Raw genomic sequence first — 25,075 nt, 5'->3', positions numbered from 1 at the left:
CAAGAGAATAAATATGAAAAATAATAGAATAGCTGGTTATTCATTATTTGAAGTTATTGTCGTTCTTGGAATTATTGGTGTGATTATGATTCCGTTGAGTCGCTTTATGATTAATCAAATTGAAAATAACCACAGGCAACATATTTCAGATGCTATTGTTGATGAAATTTATCGGTTTATTGATTTTATTAATAATGATGAACTGGAAAAAAAAGATAACAATTTTATTCGTAATCCTTTATTTCAAAAAGAACAAAAAAACATAGCTTACAGTAAGCGAACGAGTAATTATAAAATTGAAGATGCAATCACGACGGATGGTAAACATTTTAATTGGGGGACGGGGGAGAACAGCGATAGAAATTTGTTTATTGATGAAACATGTAAAGGAAGCTTGTTAGGAATTTCATTAAAAAAAGAATTTTTAAAATGCACATTGGATGCATTACTTGTTGAACATCCTGAGTTTTCTATTGAAAGAGTTGATCTTGTTGGCGATGAAGTAAAAAAAACAATTGAACGCGTAGATTTTATTATTTTATATCACCCAATTGAGGATAAGCAGGGTTTATATATTGAGTCCTTCTATGGCAATTTTAGTGAGGCGTTTAAAAATAAATTTTTATATTTAACACAGGCAAGTTTTGTTAAAAGAAATCGCTCTATAGCTAGTACTGGTTGGGAACTCATTAAGGTAGATAATGAGAATCTTCAGTTTGGTAATTTGGCATCCCATGCTGAATTAGTCAAAAGCTCGAGCTTTGATTATGGATTAAGACTTAGTTTTAATGTTAAGGCAGGGAAGTTTTTAAGGGCTGACGGCTCGGTGAATGCCGACAAGTTATGTTGGAACACCAAAACCAATCAATATGGCCCATGTTTAAAAGCTAAAGATGAAAATACGTTAGTATTGACGAGTGGTAAAACAGATAACGAAGAAAAATCACCGACTCTTTGCTGGGACAGGGAAAATAAAACAAAAGCGACATGCTTAGCATTAAAAGGACAAGACCAAAAATTTCCAATTACAGAAGCACAATATCTTCCTGAAAGTAACTTTATTTTAACAGAAACGGATATTAGAGGAAATGAAATTGCAGGTACGTTAGTAGCGAACGTTATTATCGAGGATAGTCATTATGAGGGTAATAAATTAATAAAGGAATATCGTACTGTGCCAGAGGTTAACTATCATAATTTTACGGGAAATGATGAAAAAATGATTAAGGAAGAAGACTATGTTGGAGATGACCAAAAAGAAGACGGTAAAATCATTATCCCACGTATAGTATGCCCAGTAGTGCAAAATGTTAAATTGTGGCCAAGGCTTACTGTCGCCGTTTCATCGATGATGCCTGTTGTATACCAAAATGATAAAAAGTTAGATATTGATCTTAGTAAGGAATATAGCACGCGAAAAAATAAAATCACGAATGTGGGGTTAGCTGCAGGCGTTGTTTTACAACCCCGCCTTGGTTTTATTGATGGTAAACGTGTTTGGGTGATTAGCGCCTCTTTAGGGGTAAATAATCCAGCACTGGCGGAATCAAAAACATATGTTAACCCAAAATCGTTATCCATCATGTCGGTTGAATGGTGTAGCTCAACTAAAGGTGATTACTAAACAGTATTTGATTAAAAGGTACAAGCAATATGAAATATAATTATTTGATTGTGTTATGTGGTTTTACGTTAAGCAGCTTTGCAAATACAGATATAGAAGTGCAAGAGTGGATTAATTTAAAGCCTATGAAAGAAATAAAAGCAATAGCTAACCAGCCCCAAATTAACGGACAGTTTAATACAGAAATAAACAGTGAAAAAAAATTAGTAGGTACAGAAAATAAAATTGATGCTCTTAGTGAGTTAGTATTGAAAAAGAATGAGCTTCTCAGCCAAAGTGTTGAGGATTGGGCTCGGTTTAATGGAATTGATTTTATTTGGAACAGCCCAAAAGATATTGTCGTTTTTAATGAAATAAAAATTGATGGTAAGAATAAAATTGAAGTTATGGAAAAACTAGGTAAGCAATTGTCTTACCAAAAAGCAGGGTTTTACCTTAAATTTTATGAAAAAAATAATGTTCTTGTTATAGATAACTAATAAGTAGAAACAGTAATGAAACTAAATAAAATGATTTTTTTACTAATTCCTTTTTTTATTCAAGGATGCAACAGCTTTTTTGAAGAAAAATATGATGAAAAAGAGTTGTTCGACCGTGTGACAGGATTGCAAGATATCAATGATAGTAAGCAAAGTGCATTTATGTCATTAGATTCACCTTATTTGGGAAAAGAGGTTGATTACGATCGCCAACAAAAAAAAGTCTTGGACAGAGAAATTTCATTAACTTCTTATTCGCCAGTTAATATCTATACGGTAATGGAAATGCTTGGCGAGCAAATGGAAATTACGTATAAAATTGATGCAAACACGCCTGGTGAAATTGAAAGTCAAGTATCTGGCGAGGAAATACTTAAGAGTACGGTTTATACGATTAACTTTAATGGTGATTTAAAAGAGTTTATTAGTTATCTGTCCAATTTATATGATGTAAATATACAGCTAAAGAAAAATAATTTACTCGAAGTTAATTTGTATACAAATTATGCTATTAGCCTTGATTACTATGGTAAAGATAATAATTATGAGGCTAGTTTAGATATCTCAAATAATGAGGCTGCTTCTTCTAGCGGATTAAAAGGTAAATCGACAACATCGTTTAAATCCTCATTTTGGGACGATGTAAAAGATATGATGGATAAATATATTTCATCAGGCATTTATAATATCTTCCAAGATTCTTCAATATTGACGTTTGTTGGCCGCCAGTCGGAATATGAGCACGTAAGTAAAGTGCTAGAGCAATACAAACAAGCAAATAACCGTCAGTTTGTTGTGAGCTATAAAATTTATATTATTGATAAAGGAAAATCAAAAAATCTCGAAGCTGAATTAGGGTTTTCTTATAATAATGGAGGGACTCAAATTGGTTTTAATCAGCATTTATTGACAAAACTTACTGGAAAATTAAACGCAAATTCTAACTTCCATGGCGGGGAGGATGCAAAATTCCGTTTAGCCAGTCAATTAGATGCCGTATATAAGTTAACGGGAAGCAAAATATTACAAAGTGGCTCTTTTATTACTCGTAATAACATGCCAATACCATTGAACCTAACAAAAACACATCATTATGTTTCAGGTGTAACCAGTACCAAAAATGCCAGTATGGATATCACAGAAAGCCAATTAACAACGGACCAGATCGTAACGGGGAGTAGTTTTATCATTACGCCTAGAGCACTATCTGATGGAAAAATCGAAGTGGCTAGTGGCTTTACGCGTAAGAATTTAATCAGTATTGATAAATTTGATGGCGTTCAATTACCGAATTTTACAACAACAGAAATGTTTAATACTTCAACTATTAAACCTGGTGATTTACTGATTGTTGGCAAATATGATGAAGATAGTGATTCCGATATGCAACAAGCTGGTATTTTCTCAGGGATATTAAATGGGGAAGATACTAATTCTACTGTGATCATGATTGTTGGTATAGATAATTATTTTTCAGTTAATGAGTAAATTATGACATTAAATGAATTGCTAAAAAGAAACTAGCGATTAATGGTATATGGGTTGACTCTTCTCAGATTAATGAACATCGGCATCGCTTCTGGTTAGAGTCAACAAAGAAAAAATATAAAAAAATACGTTATCAAACACAAAACGGTATGAAGGAAGTTTTATTCCCTCGGCATGTTAGAGTTTACGAAATTTTAGCTTTGTATATAAAGGAATTATATGGTGATGGCTTTTTTTATGCACCCGTAATTGAAAATGACGTAACAAACTATTATTTAATTTGTATAAAAGATGATTGTATTATTTCACCTTCGGATACCATTATTACTGAAAGCATGCTGACATACATATTAAATCAAAAAGACAGCTCTGAATATGCTTCATTGAATGTTACTGTGTTCAATAATGAAATATTTAATGCCATTTATGAAGAGTACAAAGGTCAGGAAGAAAAATATCGTATAAATTCATTTAAATTATACATATTAATATCAATGTCTATTTTTTTATTTACTATGGTCGTTTTTATTTTATTTCTATATTAAGGATATTAATATGAAAGATATTCTTTCTGGATGGCGTGAACATGGGTTATTGAAATCTAAAAGCATGTTGATTTCTCTAGTAGTGATTGTTGTTTTTATCATTATTTCCATCGGTACTTACTATATATATCAAAAAAAGGTTGATGAAGAAAACCGAGAGTACCAAAGGCAACAATTAGCTATTAGTGAAAAGAAAAAAATATCTGATTACTATATTAGTCAATCACAGGGATACCAAATTAATGACTTAATAACCATACTTGAGCAAATTATGGTGAGCCGTTACGCGTTTACACTTAGTGGTTTTTCTGAGGATTCATTTAATTGTAATACGGAAAGTTGCGATTTTCTCTATAAATTAAAACAAGGCGCTATCTTTAGTGCTCAAGAAAAAATATTTTTTAATGAAAAATATGATGGAACAATCAGTCCTGATAGCATTGGATTCTCTAATTTAAACATAAGCTACACGAATGGTCTAGTTATAGAAAATATCATTAATCATGTGTACGGTAAGACTCCTTTATGTAATGATTATATCAATTATATTTATGCATTTAATTCATCTAAAAATAATTCTCATGAGAAAATAACATTTATTGAGCTTCCATCATCATCAGTAGCTAGTTTAGAACAGAAATACTCAGATTATGTAGATAGTCACCATCTGCTATTTTCAAAATTCGAGTTAATACTTCCTGAAAACCCATTGAAAATTAAAAAAATACTTGAAAGACAACCGTATATCAATTTTTATACTTTTAAGTCTATCGAAAAATTAGATAGCAACAATATTAAAGTAACAGGAGTTTTTACATGCACAAAATAATTCTTCCATTATTTATCGTTATGATAGGCAGTCAAAATGCTTTTGCAGAAGAGCAGAATGAAAGCGTAGATGCAGTGGCGCCTGAAACTGCTGAACTTTCTATCGAACAGAAAAACATCATCGATTTAATGCAAAACAACCTGAAGTTTGAATCTGAAAAGCTGAATATAGAAAATCAAATCACATTAGCGAAGCTAAAAAAAGAACTTAAAGAGGTTAATGAGCTACTTAATGAGCCAATGGTTCAAGAAAGAACTATTGTGAATGAGTCTGAAAATGAAGCTTATGAACAGAAAATCAATGAATTAATGGATGCCCCGATTAAACCCGCTGAAAGGCCAAAGGTAATTATGATTTCTCATATTGCGGGGGTAAAAAAAATTGGTGTCATTAATCCTGAAAATAAACAAGTCACGTTTACTACAGAAAATACACCATTTAAAATGAATGGGACGCGTTATCGTGTTGTTCTAAAAAATCAACAATATAGAGTTATTGAATGAAATGAATCTACCAGTTGATTTTATTTATTTGAATAATATAGAAAATGGCGTAAAAGCTTTAGAGAAATGTCAATTAAATTTATTAGAAAAAGATTTAATTACAGTTGATTATAATAATAAAAAATATCTGATTGTTAATAAGTTGAAAATTAACCACCTGGCTGCTGCTTATATGGATTTGCATTATGCAATATCTGTATATAAAAAGGCAATTAACGGGTTTATGTTAAGTAGTGAAGCCCAGTATTATCAAATAATTGAAAGCGCAACGCGGGCAACAAGTAACAGTATTTTACTTGAAACGAGTCATGTTCAAAAGGAACTTGAAAGTTTATTACAAATAGCGGTAGATACAGGGGCGAGTGATTTGCATATTACACGAGGAGATGTGATTTCAAAAATTGAATTTAGAGTTAATGGTTCTTTAATTCTCTATTCACAAATGACATCAACAAGTTGTGATGAGTTAGTTTTTGTCTTGTATAACGTTGAAGCCACAACGAAAGAAACAACGTGGAATCGTCAGCAGCCACAAAGTGCGAATATTCTTTATGATTTACAAGGTAAAAAATACCGCTTTAGGTATGCACATTTTCCTATATTTGGTGAATCGAGTGACTGTTATCACTGCGTTTTACGAATAATCCCCGCATCCATCGATACTAATCCAAATCCGAGACTCGAAAATACAGGGTTGTCGCCAATAGAAATTGACGATATTAAAACGATTTTAAGCAATCCTTATGGTGCATATTTTATCGCAGGTACAACAGGATCTGGAAAATCAACAACACTTAAAACAGTCATGGAGTGGCTGCAAATTAACCGCTTCAATAATAAAGGTTGTTTTTTAACTGTTGAAGATCCAGTTGAATATTATATCTATGGCACTAAACAGAGTTCAGTATTGGATGTCGATGGAGGAGGGTTTCATTCGGCGATAAAGTCTGCACTTCGCCGTGACCCAGACGTTTTAATGATAGGAGAAATTCGCGACAAAATTTCTGCTAATGCGTTATCTGGCGCAGTTGAAAGCGGACATTACTGCTTCACTACAGTCCATGCGGGAAGCATTGTGACGTTATTACAAAGATTATCTGCATTAGGAATAGCAGGTGACAAACTCTCCACACCTGGTTTTATTGCTGGTTTACAGTGTCAGAAGCTAATGCCTCTTTTATGTCCCCATTGTAAAAAAACAGAGACCGTTATCTTGGGTAAGTTTCAAAAAGACATTTCTATTATCAATCGTGACGGGTGTAAACATTGCAAAAATATAGGAATTAGCGGGAGAAAGTTAGTGGTTGAATATATGCGACCTTCAATCGATGAACTGTCAGCAATTGCTCAAAATAATTGGCTAGAAGCCTATGTTCATTGGCGGAAAAAGCGCTTTATAGGTGAGGGAATTGGTGAAGGGTTTCAAATAAAAGAAAAAACGATGTTACTCGTGATTGAAAATAAAGTTTGTTATCACTGGTTTACTCATGAGTTTGGTGTTATTCCCCCTGATGATCTGGAGGTGATATTTGAAAAAATTCACTAAGTCTCAACGATTATACTTATATCAGTTTTGTGCAGATATGATTAATTCTAACCTTCCAATATATGATTCAATCATAAAACTTAAAAAAGAAGGAGGTTCAATTATTGGAAAAGGATTTGTGAAAAAATTGAATTTCCTTTTAGATAAAATGGCTAATAAGGAATCTATCGCTTCTGTTTTTGATGGTATGGTGCCCAAAAATGAACTTAGTTTAATTTATTCGGCAGAAAAAAGTGGGGCATTAGCAAATGGTTTCACCAGCATTATTGATGTGATTAAATATAAAGATCAATTAATGGCCAAGGTGATTAAATCAATAACTTTTCCTATGATTATGTTTGTTTTGTCATTAGTTGTGATTACGGGGTATTCACTAAAGGTTTTCCCTGCTTTTGAAAAGGTTTTACCTGTGAGCCGTTGGCCAGGAGTGACTAGTTCGCTGTATAACTTCGGACTAGCATTATATGAAGGGTTATGGATATATATGCTTATTTTTTTAGTAATAAGCATCATCGTTATTCGTCTCATTATGGCAAACTTAACAGGTTTAATGCGTGACCGTTTTATTGACAAAGTTATTCCATTTTCGACATTCAAACAATTAAATGCCTCTATCGTATTAAACAGTTTATCTGGCATGCTTAAAAATAAAATACCAATTAACGATGCTTTAACAATATTAAGTTTAAATGCAAATCTCTGGTTACAAAGCCACATTAAAATTATGCAAATTAATATGTCAAAAGGTATGAACTATGGTGATGCACTTAATACTGGGTTGTTGAATGTTCATGAACTTTTGAATATTAGCTTATATTCTGCACTGCCGTCATTTCATGAGGTTTTAACATCAGTATCAGAAAAATCTAAAATAAATATTAATGAGAAAATGGATAAATTAGCAGCGTTATTAAAGTCATTTTCAACGTTGATATTAGGCGGTTGCGTCATTTGGGTATTTATTGCTTTATTTTCTTTATCCGACCAACTATCGAAAATGTCACAAATGTAATGAGTAGAAAAATGAAATTAAAAAAGTTATGTTTAAGTGCATTGCTATTACCAATGGCTGTTAATGGCGTTACGACAAAAGGGATTAAATATATTGATGGTTCAGGACCAGTAAACCCTGCTACGTTGGTTTGCGCTAATACCTCTACACCGTTACCACTTGTGGTTTCAACATTAAGAGATTTTGGCATGAATTCAGATTTTAGAAACCGAGTTTCAGTCAAATTTGAAGTGGATTATTGGACAGAAAAAGAACGAGGTATTCCATTAAAACTGGCTAATTTTTTTGGTGACCGACAAATCAATTGGGATGGCCCCCCCTCTTTTGGTGTTCAAGGAATAGGAGGCCCAGTTTCGCAAGTTCCGCTCAGTACAAGATTTATGAAGGGAATGAGTGTTGCTGATGCAGGGATTGGTTATCCTAAAAAACAAGATCAAAATAAAAAGTTCGAACCATATTATAACGAAGTTATAATATGGAAATCTCCGAGCTTCTATACTATTAAATACAACCCCGTCGTACAACGTGCGGACGGGGGATCGCGGGCCTTCGATTTAAGGCAACCTGATGAAATTATCTGGTTACCAACACGTTCAATTAAAAGATTATCAATTCGCATTGAGGACAGAAAATCTCCACCAAGACCTGAAATATCGAACATAACAGCTTTTGTTGCATTTACTTGGAGAGCTAAATTTGGTTATAACCCAAAATCAATGGATCCACCGATATTAGAACTGAGTAAAGTTGAGATGTCTGGGTGGGATAAGGAAAATGGCGGCAATATGCATATAGGAATTGATAACGATTTAAAAGTTTATTTTTTATCGAACTTGAGTGCTAAAGTGAGTATGTCATTAGGGGAAACCTATATTTTAGCGATGAACTGGAGCCGAATTCCAGATATTCGAAATCTGGCAACTAATACCAATTATTCTAAAAAATATAGAGAAGCACGGAATGCTTTTGCAGGTCCTCGAGTTAATTTTCATGATTTATATTTTGGAATGGAACGTGGAGAAAAATTTCCACAATATGACATAAACTTAAAAAAAACTGATTTTATTTATACTAATGCGGACTTAATTAATGGAAACTTAGGTGAGTTTGGCTACAAAAAATATGCTCAGACGTATTTTAGGGGAAGTATTAGTGCCTACAATAACGTCTATATTAATGAGGATCAGTATCGTAAAGATGGTTCAGTCTTAAATATTTGTGATTGATATGTATAGTTTTATTTATTTTTTTTATCTCTTCCTTGCATTTATTGTAGGGTGCTGTATTGGAAGTTTTGTGAATGTGGTTATTTATCGATTGCCACTCATTATTTTTAATCGAGGAGGGAGGGAGTTATTAACATTAAGCTTTCCTCACTCTCATTGCCCACACTGTAAATTTAAGGTTTATAAACGCGATAATATCCCCGTTATTAGTTGGTTTTTATTAGAAGGTAAGTGTAGACATTGTAAAAATACAATATCAAAGATATATCCACTTTCGGAATTTATTTTTGGAGTTATTTTTAGTACGGTTTTTTATTTTTCTTACCAAAATAACGAACTGATAACAATAGTGATTTTCCTTATTGCTTTTAGTACATGTTACGCTATTTTTTTCATTGATTTAAAATGGTATATCATTCCTGACGAACTAAGTTACTTATTGATATGGTTAGGTTTAATCAGTTCAGTCATGAAATGGACATCCGTTATTCCTATTCAAGCCGTACTAGGTTGCGTTTTTATATGGGTATGCATAAAAACCATTATTATAGTATTTAAACGTGTGACAGGAAAAGAGGGTATGGGAGACGGTGATGCCAAGTTATTTGCAGCAGGAGCTACATTTATTGGCATTTCACAGGTACATTGGTTATTTTTACTATCGTCCATATTTGGCATAATATGTTATGTCATATTTAGATTATACAGTTATTCTCCTGATCGAGGTGATTATAAAAGTTACTATGACATTGATGAGAAACACCATGTTCCTTTTGGCCCTGCAATTTGTTTAGCAATTATTTTTTTATTCTATTACAACCAGATGAACTAACTTTTCATATGCTAAATATTCAAAAAGTATATTTTAATGTGTTTTAGTTAGATAGTGCATGGATTGTTTTTTTTGATTATTAATTTAATTATTTTTTTATTATTGTTTATTGGTTTTTTTTAGGGTATATTAATTTCGTAATTAATCTTTACTTTCATTTTCATGATTCGCTATTTTATGGGGTGCTGGTCACCCCTTTTTTTTATTCATAATTTTATTTATATATTATTTATATATTATTTATATATTATTTATATATTATTTGTATTTTCATTATATGCTTCTCTCTTTTGTTTAATGTTTACTAGCATTAATAAAAATAATTTATTATTTTTATTTTAGCACTAAATTGGAATTAGTTTAATTGGTCATAAGATTTTTACCTACTTAATGGCTGTTAAAGTAGTGTCTTATTGATTTTTAGATATGAGACTATGAAACCATAATGAGTAAGGAGTGTTTAATGCCATCATTTGAAATGATTTCAAATAAAGTTAATAAATTAAGTTCGAAAACACTATCATTAGCAGATATCATGTTAATGTCTCAAGAACAGTTACATGAGCAGTTTAGTCATATTTTAAACAGGGATGAAATTGTTAATTTATATCAAATAGCACAAGAAAAACACAATGAGAATCGATTATTTGAATCCCAATTATTGGCCCGTATTAACCCTCAAACATCTGCTTTACGGCCATTAAATGTAAAGCCTATCGCTGAAAAACACAGTTACATTGATATGTTCCCCGAGCGCTCTAATTATTTTGTTCGCGAGGGGTCTGTTTCTTCTTCTTTTTCTCCTGCTGCTTATTTAACTGAGCTTTATCGAGAGGCTCTGCCTATTCATGACAAACAGTCTGTATACAATTTAGGTAATAGGCGGCCAGATATAAGTAACATACTGTTATCTCAAGACAATATGGATACTGAAACTTCTACACTCACCTATGCAAATGAAATACTTGTGAGTGCAATTTCAAGCATTATGGTAGAACCACCTGATAAGATTGAAGAAAAATTATCATCATGCCGGCAGGGTGGAGACCTACCTTACCATCACGCTTACAACACCGTCCGCCTAGGAATTTTTCAGCAAGATCCCCATTTAAAAACAATAACAAGCTTACCATTTTTCAATCAACTACTCACGGCACAAAAGTTGACGGCCCTTAGCTTAAATCTTCCACCTGAAAGCTTTGCCATTTTGACGGAAAACCTCACTGAGGACGAAGAAAAAATTAATGAACTTTATGATAAGAATTTTGGGGAGATCAGTGAGTCTGATTTGTCATCGATAACTCAGTTGTCTCGTTATTATCAAGTTTCTACAGATGAAATTGCCACTTTAATTGAATTAACTCGTCTAAGTTGCGGTTTTACAGATACGGGTGTTGATGGTAATTACAGCGCATTATTCCTTCTTTATTTCAACAAAATGGTTCGGTTATTCAGAGCGACAGAGCTAACGATCCAAGACATGGAGCGCATTGTTCTTAATACAGATTTACCTATTGATAAGTTAACACCCGATATTATTTATCAAATAGCATATGCGAAAATATTTGTGCAGCAAGGTTATTTAACTCTATCAGAAGCCTTCATTTTAGCTAATGCAATGATTGGCATAAGGTCAACATCGCTACAAGTCAGTCAGTTTGATCTTTTATTTAATACACCATTACTTGATGGGAAACGATACGAACTTGATGAGCAACTCATTACAGTTCATCCAGATAAACTCCTTCAAGGCGACAGCTTTCACCGGTCAGTATTAAAACGCAGTTTTAACGTTGATGATGCGGGATTATGGTTACTTCATCAAATGGGGAGCAGAAATAATTCCTATGCATTTAATAATACAAGGGAAAAGCTATCCGATTTATATCGGATCGTGTTGCTTGCACGTGCTCATGCATTAACCATTGATGAACTTGAGATTATCTTGCAGTTATCTGATTATCGTGAAGTGCCACTCTATGATCTCGACAATGACCAACTATATGAAATTATACACTATGTATCGAAGATCACTTTGTGGTTAGCAGAGCAAAATTGGAACGTTTATCAGCTATTTATTATGGTAGGCGATATTACGAGTGCAGTGTGGACTCCAGCCCTCGATGATTTACAGCAAACGTTATTAAATGGTATTGGTGCTGTGCCTAATTTACATGGTGAAGCACTTGTGACAAGAATGGCGCCATTTTTTGTTTCAACATTGTCGTTAAATTCTAATTATATTTCAGAACTATGCTTGCATTGGGTTAACCAGATAAAGCCCAATGGGCAAACGGCGGATAAATTTTGGCAACTAATCCAAAAACAAATTCTTACAGATGCAGAACGCGCTGATGTTATTGCATTTACACAAACGCTAACACAATTATCTATTATTATTAATCAAATTCATCTAAGCGAACAAGAATTAGATCTGATTATTAAAAAGCCATCGTTATTGATTTCTAGCCTATCCGAATTAGGTTTAACGACCGAAATATTATTACAATTAACACAGTTTCATCAATGGGTGAATGGTTCAGGTGAATTTTCAAATGATGTGCTTACCGCACTGAATCATCAACAATTATCCGCTGAAATTTTAGCGAGTAGTCTAAACGATGATGTAGCAAAAGTGGGACAAGCACTTATGCTCGCTCGGCAAGTTGGGCTTAGCCGTAATCATAATGATGATGTCTCTTTGCCAACACAAGAACGAACCTATTTAGGGCACTGGGAGCAAGTTTCGATAGCAATACAGTTACTCTACGTGTCAAACCTACTTAATATCACACCTGATGGGATAGTTCAGCTGCTCGAATTATCTTACGAACCTAAAAAAGGCTACTTTTCCTGGACTGTACAAAGCCATCTTATCCAAGGTGCTTTGAATCAACCCGATAATGAAACGGTTTACCATCAATTAGAGGAACAATGGGGGAATGCATTAAGCACATTTTATCGTTTGAAAGCGGCTCCTGTTCCATTACCTACTCGTGATGATGTTTACTATTATTTATTAATTGATAACCAAGTCTCAGGGACAGTCACAACATCACGAATTGCAGAAACAATTGCATCGTTACAACTCTATATCTACAGAGCACTCAATGATCTAGAAGACAAAACCGAAAGTGGCGTAATCAGCCGCCCATTTTTTATTAATTGGGATAAGTATAATGCCCGGTATAGTACTTGGGCGGGGGGCGCTCAATTACTGTACTACCCTGAAAACTATCTTGACCCAACAATGCGAATTGGGCAAACACAGATGATGGATGGCATGTTGCAAGACATTAGTCAGAGTAATTTGTCCCCTGATACGATAGAAACTGCGTTTAATTCTTATCTTAGTCAATTTGAACACATCGCAAATTTAAATATCGTTAGCGGTTATCATAATAATATTAATTTTGATAATGGGCTTACCTATCTTATTGGTCATTCCGCAGATTCTAGCGGGTTTTATTGGCGTAGCGTCGACCAAGGTCAGTTTAATGAAGACGGAAAATTCCCAGCAAGTGCTTGGAGTGAATGGAAAGCCATTCAGATGGGGATAAATGCGGTTCAAGACTGGGTCAGGCCATTTATTTTTAATTCACGGCTTCATGTTGCTTGGGTTGAGAAAGAAAAACAAACAGATAGTGACAATCAACCAATAGAACACTATATACTGAAAATCAGTAAGTTAAATTACAATGGCACGTGGGCCGCGATCAACTCTTTTAGTCTTGATAGCACATTACGTATTTTTTCAAAAGACAAGTTATACCAAGTTGGGTTCTATTGTTCCTTGTATAGCAATAGGGTTGATGGGCTAGATCAAGATACTATCTATATCCTTTTTTATACGAAAAAAGAATTTTATACAGAAGAAATGCCAACGACAGCTTCAGGCTTATTTATTTACCCGAATATGACCACCCAGAATATAAGTAGTCAAGATTCGAAAAATATTGTTCTCAAGGTTTATAATGATTTTGATACATTAAAAAACCAACATTTAATTAAAAAAATAGCGCAGGATAATTATTTATATAATAAATTTCAGTATATCTATATCTATGCGAAATATGGCTACGATAACTTAACTATGGTGAATGGTAGTGGCCTTAGCAATATTAATGTTGTTGAATCAGGAAATAGGGGAATTACATTAAGCCTTGACGCTAATTTGAGTATCTCTTACCGGGGGGAAGGAACACGTCAGCGTGAACAATGTAATATGATGAAAAAATATTACAATAATGAACCAAGCGAGTTTGTTATTTATCCCCAGCAAACACTTGCTGGCAAACCGTTGTACAATGTTGTACATATGGTGAAAACGGAGGGGATGTATAATCAAAGTATTCTTCTTAATAACCCGAGTGCTGCTGACTTTTATGCATATAACTTAGGAAATAAAGGTGGTAGTGGGCCAATCCCGCCTTCAGAAGAATACTATCGACTTCCATCTTTAAAAGAATCAACGACACCAATAAGACAAATGGTTGTGTCAGATTCTGCCAACAATAAATCAAGAACAGATGGCTATTATGATATTAATACAGCACTCCCACCCCAAAATGTATATGTTCATATTTTTTCTGGGAATACAAAAAAAAGTTTTCTAGCCAGTAATTATGTTGAAAAACTACCAAATTTCAGCTTAGAGGAGATGATTTATAATTTTACGCACTTAGAGATTGATATTTCACTTTCTGAGTTTATTAATAATAAGCTAACGGTTACAGTGGATTATAATGCATACCCTATTGATATGCGCAGTTTAGGAACAAGAATTTATAAAATTGAAATACAACGGCAAAATCCCAATATCGAAGTAATTAGTTTTAATAAAACAAATTTATATGCGCAATACATGCAACGTGATATGCATCGAGTTCGAATTAATACTTTATTTGCACAGCAGTTAATTACCAAAGCGAATAAAGGTATTGATCATATTTTAACAATGGATACGCAATATTTGCCTGAACCTCAAATGGGAAATGGTGATTATATTCGTGTCACAATACCCAAATACGATACTGGGCTGCATGGTAATTCAAGAGCGGCTAAGTTACTTATCGGGTCAGAAAGCGCCTCTATGGCTGTTTTTTGGCAGGGCAGATTGAATGATATCGATACGAATATCGTGCTTTTTGTTCCTTTAAGCCGAAAGGCATCACCGTTCAATGATATTATTGATTTTCCTAGTAATACTGAATTAACTTTACAGCTGCATTTCCAAAGTCAGAGTGGTCTTTCATCTATTGGTGTACTCGCTGCCTCAGTGGAAAATAACCGACTTTATCTTTCCAATTATACGCCAAATAGTCATCAATCTGTACAAGTTGAATTGCTAAAAAATTATATTGAGCCAATGGATTTTACGGGGGCTAATTCACTGTATTTTTGGGAGATGTTTTATTACTTACCCGCTATGGTGTCTTCCCGGTTATTACAAGAAAACCAATTTGATCAAGCGCTTACCTGGCTTAAGTATATTTGGAGCCCAATGGGGTACCAAACATGGCAAGGCAATAAAGCGCCATACTCTTGGAATTGTAGACCACTTGAAGAAAGTATCTCTTGGAGTGCGTCGACGATTGATACCACAGATCCTGATGTTATCGCACAAAATGACCCTATACACTATAAGATCACAACATTTATGAAAATGCTGGACTTATTAATTGCTCGTGGGGATACAGCCTATCGGCAACTTGAAAGGGATATGTTGAATGAAGCTAAAATGTGGTATACCCATGCGCTGAGTTTACTTGGAGAAAAACCGTATATTCCTAATATAGGCGATAAATGGGGGGATATTAATTTAGGTGCCGCCGCAGAACAACAACGCATTAAGAATTATCATGATGATCTTATTCATATTCATCAAAGTGGGGTCTTACGTCGACCATCAGAAAGAGTTGAACAACTGATGCCATGTTTCTATCCGCAGGTGAATACAAAGCTTGAAGGCTACTGGGATCTATTAGAACTACGGTTATATAACTTGCGCCATAACCTTTCAATTGATGGGCAACCTTTGCATTTACCTTTGTATGCTGAGCCCCTTTCCCCAGAAGTATTAAAAAGTTCAAGCATTATTTCATCACACGGAGGGAGAGCATTACCGAAGGTACAATTACCCCTACAACGTTTTTCAGTTGCATTAGGTAATGCACGAGGATTAGTCAGTCAATTGATGCAATTTGGTAACATGTTGCAGGGGATTATTGAACGACAGGATAGTGAAGCGATGGCTGAGATGATGCAGCTACAGGCAAGTGATCTTTCGCAAGTATCCATTGCCTTGCAAGAATCAACCATTGCTGAAATTGAAGCGGATAAAAAAGTTCTGCAGGCAAATAGACAAGGCGCTTTACAGCGTTTCAATAGCTATACCCGCCTTTATGATGAAAATGTGAATGTGGGCGAACAATTGGCGATGGATCTTTTTTTATCATCATCCATCACAGCATTGAGTTGCGAAGCATTACGTATGTCAGCAGCGATAATGAATATGATCCCTAATATTTATGGCCTTGCCGTTGGCGGTGGGGAGAGTGGCGCTATTTTCAACGCGTTAGCCATTGGTACAGAAATGAGCTCTCATGCTACGCGAATTTCAGCGGAACGCCTTAGTTATAATGAAACCTATAGACGCCGACGCCAAGAGTGGGGGATCCATAAAGATAATGCACAGAATGAGTTGGAACAAATAGATGCTCAGCTTGATCTATTGGGAATTCGTCAGGAATCGGCAAAGCTGCAAAAGCGCTATTTAGAAATGCAAAGGGGACATACACAAGCTCAACTGGAATTTATACAACGCAAATTTAGCAATAAAGCCATGTATAACTGGTTACGTGGTTGTTTATCTTCAATTTATTATCAATTTTATGACCTTACATTGTCTCGTTGTTTAATGGCTCAAGAGGCTTTCCGTTGGGAGACCAACCAACGTGATGCCACATTCATCAAACCAGGCGCATGGAACAGTAATTATGCGGGATTACTGGCAGGAGAAAACCTTGCGTTGAATTTGACTCAACTGGATGAAGCATACCTTAAACAAGAAAGTCGCCCGATGGAAGTGACTCGTACAATCTCTCTGGCGCAATGGTATTCCTCACAACCTGATGGTAACGGTTTTATCTTAGCGGATGAAGTGAAAAATATCTTGATTAAAGAGGAAGGCGGGGTGGGAACTCGAGAAAATGGATTAATACTCGAGCATAATGGCATTTTAATGAGCACATTTAAACTTGCTGATTTTAATATCAAAAATGACTACCCAGATAATTTAGGCAATATTCGTCGAATTAAACAAATAAGTGTATCTCTTCCAATGCTAATGGGGGCTTATCAGGATATTCAAGCTGTGCTGAACTACAGTAGTAGCCTTATCGTTCCGAGGGGATGCAATACTATTGCACTTTCCCACGGCATTAATGATAGTGGTCAATTCCAACTCAATTTTGATGATCCCCAATTCCTACCTTTTGAAGGCATTCCTATTGATGATAGCGGGATTTTCACCCTCAGTTTTCCAAATGCAACAGGAAAGCAAAAATTATTACTTTTGAGTTTAAGTAATATTATTTTGCATATTCACTACGGTATACGTCAATAATCTCATGGAAGTACAGGCAGGAGACTGCCTGTCAGGAAAATACTATGGAAAAACAATCTGGTGTTAATATTGCGCCATTATCGCTCCCAAAGGGTGGTGGAACTAGCCAAGGTATGGGGGAGAACATTGCAAGTGCAGGCCCAAGTGGTATGTCATCAATGTCAATTCCACTTTCTTTATCTTCGGGGCGAACCTATTCCCCCTCTCTCTTATTATCCTATAGCAGTGGAGCAGGGAATGGCGCTTTTGGTTTAGGCTGGCAAGTAGGGCTGTTATCAATTAGCCTCAGAACACAACATGGCATTCCCCGTTACGCAGGAAAGGATCAGTTTTTGTCGCCAGCAGGCGAGCTATTAGTGATAGCGGTCAATACATTAGGCGCTGCCGATGTTCAACGACGCACACAATTACAGGGTGTAACGCTATCATCGACACATTTAGTGACGACGTATCAACCGAGAGTGATTGAAGATAATAGCCGCTTAGAATATTGGCAACCGAGTAGTGAAGGTGAGGAAAAGCCTTTCTGGGTTATTTATTCACCTGATGGAAATATCCATTTTTTAGGTAAGACGAAACAGGCGCGTATTTATTGCGCTGAAAATACCAACCAAATTGCACAGTGGCTTATTGAGGAAACCATTACGCCCACTGGAGAACATGTTTATTATCAGTATAAGGCCGAAAATATCGCTAACTGTGATGAACAAGAGCAAGCGCTCTCTTCCGCAAGTGTGGGGGCACAACGTTACTTATGGCAGGTTTCGTATGGCAACATTCAAGCAGCACAAACGCCTTTCATTCTAAGAGATACCCCTATTCAAGAAAATAGTTGGTTGTTTCATGCCATCTTTGATTATGGCGAGCGCAGCATCATCGATATAGATAAGCCCGATTATCATGAGCAATCACTTTGGTTGTGCCGGCCTGACTGTTTTTCACGGTTTGAATATGGTTTTGAAATAAGAACACGTCGCCTTTGCCAACAAGTTCTGATGTTTCATCGGGTCGATTTATTGTCAGGCGCAACTGCCTCTGAACAGCCACCTGAACTCGTCGCCAGAGTGGTGTTTGAATATGATTTGCAGCCTACATTAACCACGCTGGTGGCTGTAAAACAAATAGGGCATGAAATTGGAGGGGAAATAGTTACCAGAGCGCCTTTAGAATTTGATTATCAACATCAAGAACGCCCTAAAGCGAGTCAATGGGGGGAGTTCACGGCGTTACAATATTTCAATTCACAGCAGTCATATCAACTGGTTGATTTATTTGGTGAAGGAATTTCGGGGATTTTATATCAATCGCCTGAAGCTTGGTGGTACCGTTCCCCTGAGCGGGATGCCACCATTGGGGAAAATGCGGTGAGTTATGCGGAACCCACTGCATTAGTGCAAACGCCTTCTTTGAAACAAAATGCGGTTTTGATGGATTTTACTGGGAATGGCCAATTAGATTGGGTTATTGCTCAACCTGGTCTTGAAGGTTACTACAGTCAACAGCCTGATAGTCGCTGGACTCAATTTATTCCCATCTCTGCATTTCCGACGGAATACTTCCACTCTAGATCACAACTTATTGATTTAACAGGTAACGGTATCATAGACCTTGTTTTAATAGGCCCGAAAAGTGTACGTATTTACGCCAATAACAGAGAGGGATTTTCGGCGGGTGAACTCACGATACAACCTGAGGGAGTGGTTTTACCGATTGCCAATGCAGAAACATTAGTCGGGTTTAGTGATCTTTTAGGATCAGGCCAACAGCATTTGGTCGAAATTAATGCCGGAGGGGTCACTTGCTGGGCAAATTTAGGTTATGGGCAATTTAGTCCCCCACGCACGCTCGACGGTTTTAGTTTGCCAAAAGCCTTATTCAATCCAAATTTTATTTATCTTGTTGATACGGATGGCTCTGGTTATGTTGACTTAATTTATGTGCAACCGACACAACTTTTAGTGTATAGCAATGAAGCGGGTAATCGCTTTAGTGAACCTTATGTCATCGCGTTACCCACAGGGGTGCAATTTGATAATACATGCCTGTTGCAAGCTGCAGATGTGACGGGTATGGGGGTAGTTAGCTTAATCTTAACTGTTCCACATCAAGCCCCTTATCACTGGAAATTGGATTTTGCCTCGGAAAAAGCGTGGTTATTAAGCACAATCAACAACAATATGGGGGCTGAAACGTCACTGAGGTATCGAAGTTCTGCACAATTTTGGCTCGATGAAAAAGCTAAGTTGCAGAGAATGGGCTTACCTATAGTTTCGCATCTTCCATTCCCTATCCATGTTTTATGGCAGACACAAAGCGTGGATGAAATTACGCAAAACTGTTTGATCAGCAGTATCCGTTATGAGCAAGGGGTTTGGGATGGTGTTGAACGTGAATTTCGTGGTTTTGGTTACTTGGAAATGCTCGATACTGATGAGCGAGCCCAAGGGAATGCCCCCGAACGTACTGCTCCAACCCTAACAAAAAACTGGTTTTTAACGGGAAATCAAACGGTTGACCAACAGCAATATCACTATTTTTGGGAAGGAGATCCTCACGCATTTGACCATTTATATCCACGCTACAGCCAATGGGTTGATGACAAAGATATATCACTGGATACTTTTCCTGATGGGGGGGAATATTGGCTTTCCAGAAGTTTAAAGGGGATGCCGCTACGTACTGAGGTGTTTGGTTTAGACGGGAGTGATAAACAACATGTTCCCTATAATATTGTAGAATTTCGGTTTCAATCGCGTTTACTCCCCTCCACATCGGCTCAATATGTCACCCAAGTTTCACAAATAGAAGAAAGAACTTATACCTACGAGCGAATTATCTCTGATCCACAATGTGCTCAATCCATTGTTGTTGAACAGGATTTATATGGGGCAGTCCTTAAGGAAGTCACGATTGCTTACCCTCGTAGACCAAAACCAGCAAGTGATCCTTATCCGACGACACTTCCAACTACCACTGTAGGAAGTAGCTATGATGAACAACAAACTATTTTACGCTTAGTGATAAAACAATCGCGATGGCATCAATTAATCTCCTCTGATACTTATGTTTTAGGTATTGCGGATTGTCAACGTAGTGATGCATTTGAATTTGTGGCCACAGAGGTGCCAAAAGAAGGGATTACGCTTGAAACGTTGATAGCTAACAATGGCCTATTAGGTAAACATCGTGCTTCGGCGTACTTAGGTCAACAGCGGATCGTTTATACCGATGGTAAACGCGAGTTTGTGGAGCCTATTTTCCCTGTTCTCGTGGCGTATACCGAAACCGCAGTTTTAGATGAACAAGCATTAAAAGCATTTGATGGACATATTGGAAAAGAGGAGCTTATTCAATATTTATATAAAGGTGGCTATACCCAAGCGCCACAGCTATTGGGTCATTCCACGGAGTTGGTTTGGTGTGCTCGTCAAGGTTACACCGATTATGGTGATGCAAAACAATTTTGGCGGCCATTGGCGACTCGAACGACGTTATTGACGGGAAAAACACATTATCGTTGGAGTCAACATTACTGTGTAATCACTGCGATGGAAGATGCTGCAGGCATGACAACATATGCACAGTATGATTATCGGTTTATGACGCCAATTCAAATTCAAGATATCAATAATAACCAAAGTCATGCCGCATTAGATGCCCTAGGGCGAGTCACGTCTACACGTTTTTGGGGAACAGAAAATGGCTTACCGTGTGGTTATAGCCCCCCGTCAGATAAACCTTTTAAGGCACCATTAACTGTTGAGGACATTCTAAGTTTGCCAAAAGGCACCCCTGTTTCCCAAGCGATTGTTTACTGTGATGATAGCTGGATGTATCAAATTGATAAACCACATGATTTACCTCAGGATTTTAAAATAACAATAGGGAAAAAAATAGGTTCTTTAGCGCTACGTCGGTTGCGAAAGTCTTGTGCATTAAAGCAAAAACCATTTGTCGCTTTGACGACGGGTATGCGTATTCCACCGCATTTTTGTACGATTACGACAGACCGTTATGATAATGACCCTGAACAGCAGCTACGCCAACAAGTGGCTTTTTTTGACGGTTTTGGGCGATCGTTACAAACGTCTATACGCCATGAAGCTGGAAATGCTTATATACGTGATGATTCAGGGGCTCTTCAGTGTGATCCTCAAGGAAAGTTAATTGAACGCTTTACATCAACTCGTTGGGCTGTAACAGGAAAAACAGAATACAACAACAAAGGTCTTGCCGTCAGAACTTATCAACCTTATTTCCTCAATAGCTGGCGTTATGTCAGTGATGCTAGCAGCCGGAGTGATTTGTATGCCGATACGGTTTATTACGACCCACTAGGAAGAGCTAGCCAAGTATTAACGGCTAAAAATTATTTACGGCGTACTCAAATATTCCCGTGGTTTACAGTTGAAGAAGACGAAAATGATACGTTAGAAGGGTAAACAGGGGGAGACGATGAAAAAAAGCGTAAACATGTCTTTTCATGCAGGAACACCCACAATACAAGTTACGGATAACCGGGACTTGACTATTCGCCATCTACAGTATTATCGGGAACCAAAACAACCTACAGATCTTGATGAACGAGTCACATTACAGCAGTTAAACATACAGGGGTATTTAGTCAGTTCAGCTGATCCTCGGTTAGGCTCAAGCAAGATAAACAACATGATTTCCCGCTATAATTTAATGGGAGAGACTCTGTTCACTCATGGGGTTGATGTGGGAGATTCCGTTGCGCTAAATGATATTGAGGGACGTTTATTATTTAGCATTGATGCGAATGGCATTCGTCGAACTTGCCAATATGAGGCCAAAATGACGTTGGGCCGTCCTATTAGCATCTCGGAACAAATAAATAACGAAGCTCCTTATATCAGCGAATGCTTTATTTATGCAGGTTCCTCCATTGACGAACAAAAAGCAAATTTGGCAGGGGCCTGTGTTGGTCACTATGACACAGCGGGGTTATTAGTATTAAAACAGATTTCCCTTCAAGGGAAGCCGTTGTTAACGACTCGTCAATTTATACTGAAAATTGAAGAGAGGGAAACGGATGTTAATTGGACGAATAATGAAGAAAAACAAAAGCTTGAAACGGAAGAGTACGGCTATCAAATACACGTTGATGCCACAGGGAGTTTGCTGAAATCTATCGATGCGAAAGGCAATCAGCAACGCTACGCATACAATATTGCTGGGCAACTTAAACATCATTGGCTAACTATTAATGGTCAAAAAGAGCGTTCGGTGATTCAATCGGTTGAATATTTAGCATCAGGGCAAAAACAGCAAGAAGAATTGGGTAATCATGTGCTCACACAGTATGAATATGAGCCACAAACACAGCGTTTATTGCGCGTCAAAACACAACGACCCAATACTAATTCACTAGGCTTCAAACTTTTCCAAGACATCCATTATGAATATGATCCTGTGGGAAATAGGACAAGTATGCGTAATGATGCAGAAAAAACACGTTTTTGGCGTAACCAAAAAATCCCCCCTGAACAGTGCTATCAATATGATTCATTATACCAACTGGTTAGTGCTACAGGGCGTGAAATGGCGAATATTGGGCAACAACATCATCAAATACCTCACTATGTGCCTTTTGATAATGCAACTTATACCCAATATATTCGGCATTATGTTTATGACCGAGGAGGAAACCTAACCAACATCCATCATCACTCTCCTGCCACCAATCAAAGTTATATAATACAAATGACGGTAAGCGATAAGAGTAACCGTGCCATCAGTAAGTCATTAGCCACGGAATCAAACCAGGTTGATGATTTTTTCACTTTAAATGGCCAGCAAAAACAGCTGATGAAAGGACTATATCTCAATTGGAACCCGCGTCAGGAGTTACAACATGTTTCCAGCCTAAGCTTGAATGAACATTATCGTTATGACAGCGCAAGTCAGCGTGTTTTCAAAATGAGTCAACAAGATCATTCTTGTGTCCAAACAAGGTATTTAACGGATTTGGAAGTCAACATTACACAACGAAATGACATCATAAAAGAACGTTTACAGGTCGTTAACATCGGGGGGGAAGATAATGTTCAAGTGCACGTTTTACACTGGGAGGATAACGCGCCTGATGGTATCAAGAATAATTTATGGCGTTACAGTTTTGATTTTTGGGCTGGTAATGGGGGTTTAGAGTTAGATGAAGAGGGGCGAATTCTCAGCCAGGAGGAGTTTTATCCTTATGGCGGTACAGCTGTTTGGTTGGCAAGTAATCAGGTAGAAGCTGATTATAAAATACGACGTTATTCAGGTAAAGAACGTGATAAGACTGGGTTGTATTATTATGGTTACCGTTACTACCAACCGTGGGTTGGTCGTTGGTTAAGTGCCGACCCCTTGGGAACGGTGGATGGGCTGAATTTCTACCGAATGTCTCGTAATAACCCGATCAACTATCATGACCCTAATGGCCTATTTCCTTTTCATTTGCTTAATCCATTACATTGGGTCAGAGAGTTAAGGCGAAGATCAGCAGAAAGAAAAACGGCAGAAAATGCAGATTATAGTTATATTTTCATGGCTAATGGCCGTTATTGGAACAATCGTTTTAATGATAAAGCGAGCTTTGATCGGGTCACACATAAAAATATTGAGTACTTACGCAAGGTTACCTCACCATTGAATGAGGCGGAATCAAGTTTTGTTGAACGATTTACCAAATTGAATTTTACATTACTTCATGCGTCAAAGACGGATTTTATGGTTAATGGCGAGGTCACATTTAAGTCAAGAGTCGCATTACGAAATAATAATATTATTGATTACACACATAATCACACCAGCTATTCAGATGAAATGAATTTACAAACAAAGGAATTTGTTTTTTTCTCACTAGGTATTGAGGCGGCAGAAGGTAAGCAGGTTAGCCGATTTGGCGATAAATTATATTATACCCCTTTAAATAGTGTCGAAAACGAACAATACATGCCGTATTCACATATTTCGATTAATGACACTTTAAACTACAACACGCGACAATTCTCAAGGCGCTTAGGGCGTACGTTTGGTCGTGATGATGGCAATACCCTTAAAGAAGAAAGAATTGCTAAAGAAGCTAGCGAAACGGTCTATGCCTACCATAATTTTAAAGAAGCAATCGCGTTAAGGATGATCAACTCTGCAAAGTTACTTTCTCCAGCAGGATATAGCCGAATAGTTAATACTCAGAGCAATCAAGAGTTTGATATGTTTATGTCATTATTATTTCGTCCTCAACTTCTCGTTCCGAGAGAATTAAAATCAAAAAATACCACAATAAAATCAATTCAGCATAGGCCTGAACTCATGGGGACATGTTAGGAGGTAATTAATTTCTTTGTAATATA

Annotated in this window: 13 protein-coding genes; all 13 read left to right on the top strand. The window is 36.6% G+C overall.

Annotated features, from left to right (window positions below; translation table 11 throughout):
• The first annotated feature begins 13 nt into the window (after positions 1 to 13).
• The 13 genes from AABS66_RS00235 to AABS66_RS00175 all read left to right on the top strand — a co-directional run bounded on the left by AABS66_RS00235 (position 14) and on the right by AABS66_RS00175 (position 25,049).
• Entirely contained in the window at positions 14 to 1,624 is a 1,611-nt protein-coding gene (locus AABS66_RS00235; RefSeq protein WP_206086033.1) for a type II secretion system protein, read from the top strand.
• A 29-nt stretch (positions 1,625 to 1,653) separates the two neighbouring features.
• Positions 1,654 to 2,103, top strand: a complete 450-nt coding sequence (locus tag AABS66_RS00230; RefSeq protein WP_206086034.1) for a TcpQ domain-containing protein — start codon at positions 1,654 to 1,656, stop codon at positions 2,101 to 2,103.
• 15 nt (positions 2,104 to 2,118) lie between these two features.
• Positions 2,119 to 3,591 (top strand): type II and III secretion system protein, encoded by a 1,473-nt coding sequence (locus AABS66_RS00225; protein WP_430224421.1) that lies wholly within the window; start codon positions 2,119 to 2,121, stop codon positions 3,589 to 3,591.
• Positions 3,592 to 3,740: 149 nt separating this feature from the next.
• Positions 3,741 to 4,136, top strand: a complete 396-nt coding sequence (locus tag AABS66_RS00220) for a hypothetical protein (RefSeq protein WP_430224420.1) — start codon at positions 3,741 to 3,743, stop codon at positions 4,134 to 4,136.
• Positions 4,137 to 4,146: 10 nt separating this feature from the next.
• Positions 4,147 to 4,965 (top strand): hypothetical protein, encoded by an 819-nt coding sequence (locus AABS66_RS00215; RefSeq protein ID WP_206086037.1) that lies wholly within the window; start codon positions 4,147 to 4,149, stop codon positions 4,963 to 4,965.
• On the top strand, positions 4,953 to 5,468 hold the full coding sequence (locus AABS66_RS00210; protein WP_430224419.1) for a hypothetical protein: 516 nt from the start codon (positions 4,953 to 4,955) through the stop codon (positions 5,466 to 5,468). The genes AABS66_RS00215 and AABS66_RS00210 overlap by 13 nt, the downstream gene beginning before the upstream one ends.
• 1 nt (position 5,469) lies before the next feature.
• The gene (locus AABS66_RS00205) at positions 5,470 to 7,014 is read left to right on the top strand and encodes an ATPase, T2SS/T4P/T4SS family (protein ID WP_430224418.1); all 1,545 of its coding nucleotides are present in this window, start codon (positions 5,470 to 5,472) and stop codon (positions 7,012 to 7,014) included.
• Positions 6,998 to 8,026, top strand: a complete 1,029-nt coding sequence (locus AABS66_RS00200; RefSeq protein WP_430224417.1) for a type II secretion system F family protein — start codon at positions 6,998 to 7,000, stop codon at positions 8,024 to 8,026. Before AABS66_RS00205 ends, AABS66_RS00200 begins: the two co-directional genes overlap by 17 nt.
• 11 nt (positions 8,027 to 8,037) lie before the next feature.
• Positions 8,038 to 9,252 (top strand): hypothetical protein, encoded by a 1,215-nt coding sequence (locus AABS66_RS00195; RefSeq protein ID WP_206086041.1) that lies wholly within the window; start codon positions 8,038 to 8,040, stop codon positions 9,250 to 9,252.
• A gap of 1 nt (position 9,253) precedes the next feature.
• Complete coding sequence (locus AABS66_RS00190) at positions 9,254 to 10,084, top strand: prepilin peptidase (RefSeq protein WP_272516282.1); 831 nt, start codon at positions 9,254 to 9,256, stop codon at positions 10,082 to 10,084.
• Positions 10,085 to 10,547: 463 nt separating this feature from the next.
• Entirely contained in the window at positions 10,548 to 17,711 is a 7,164-nt protein-coding gene (locus AABS66_RS00185) for a neuraminidase-like domain-containing protein (RefSeq protein WP_430224416.1), read from the top strand.
• Positions 17,712 to 17,755: 44 nt separating this feature from the next.
• Positions 17,756 to 22,153: a SpvB/TcaC N-terminal domain-containing protein gene (locus AABS66_RS00180; protein WP_430224414.1), complete on the top strand. Its 4,398-nt coding sequence runs from the start codon at positions 17,756 to 17,758 to the stop codon at positions 22,151 to 22,153.
• A 13-nt stretch (positions 22,154 to 22,166) separates the two neighbouring features.
• On the top strand, positions 22,167 to 25,049 hold the full coding sequence (locus AABS66_RS00175; RefSeq protein ID WP_430224413.1) for an RHS repeat-associated core domain-containing protein: 2,883 nt from the start codon (positions 22,167 to 22,169) through the stop codon (positions 25,047 to 25,049).
• The last annotated feature ends 26 nt before the right edge of the window (positions 25,050 to 25,075 follow it).

Origin of the sequence: Providencia sp. SP181, from assembly GCF_050446505.1 — a bacterium.
GTDB lineage: Bacteria > Pseudomonadota > Gammaproteobacteria > Enterobacterales > Enterobacteriaceae > Providencia > Providencia vermicola.
Note: the sequence above shows the minus strand (reverse complement) of the source record. Positions and strands in the feature narration are given on the sequence as shown.

Excerpts from the sequence above, each read along its gene's own strand:
- AABS66_RS00230 (WP_206086034.1), top strand. The coding sequence starts at position 1,654 with ATGAAATATAATTATTTGATTGTGTTATGTGGTTTTACGTTAAGCAGC.
- AABS66_RS00215 (WP_206086037.1), top strand. The coding sequence starts at position 4,147 with ATGAAAGATATTCTTTCTGGATGGCGTGAACATGGGTTATTGAAATCT.
- AABS66_RS00205 (WP_430224418.1), top strand. The coding sequence starts at position 5,470 with ATGAATCTACCAGTTGATTTTATTTATTTGAATAATATAGAAAATGGC.
- AABS66_RS00190 (WP_272516282.1), top strand. The coding sequence starts at position 9,254 with ATGTATAGTTTTATTTATTTTTTTTATCTCTTCCTTGCATTTATTGTA.
- AABS66_RS00175 (WP_430224413.1), top strand. The coding sequence starts at position 22,167 with ATGAAAAAAAGCGTAAACATGTCTTTTCATGCAGGAACACCCACAATA.
- AABS66_RS00220 (WP_430224420.1), top strand. The coding sequence starts at position 3,741 with ATGAAGGAAGTTTTATTCCCTCGGCATGTTAGAGTTTACGAAATTTTA.
- AABS66_RS00180 (WP_430224414.1), top strand. The coding sequence starts at position 17,756 with ATGGAAAAACAATCTGGTGTTAATATTGCGCCATTATCGCTCCCAAAG.
- AABS66_RS00210 (WP_430224419.1), top strand. The coding sequence starts at position 4,953 with ATGCACAAAATAATTCTTCCATTATTTATCGTTATGATAGGCAGTCAA.
- AABS66_RS00195 (WP_206086041.1), top strand. The coding sequence starts at position 8,038 with ATGAAATTAAAAAAGTTATGTTTAAGTGCATTGCTATTACCAATGGCT.
- AABS66_RS00185 (WP_430224416.1), top strand. The coding sequence starts at position 10,548 with ATGCCATCATTTGAAATGATTTCAAATAAAGTTAATAAATTAAGTTCG.
- AABS66_RS00235 (WP_206086033.1), top strand. The coding sequence starts at position 14 with ATGAAAAATAATAGAATAGCTGGTTATTCATTATTTGAAGTTATTGTC.
- AABS66_RS00225 (WP_430224421.1), top strand. The coding sequence starts at position 2,119 with ATGAAACTAAATAAAATGATTTTTTTACTAATTCCTTTTTTTATTCAA.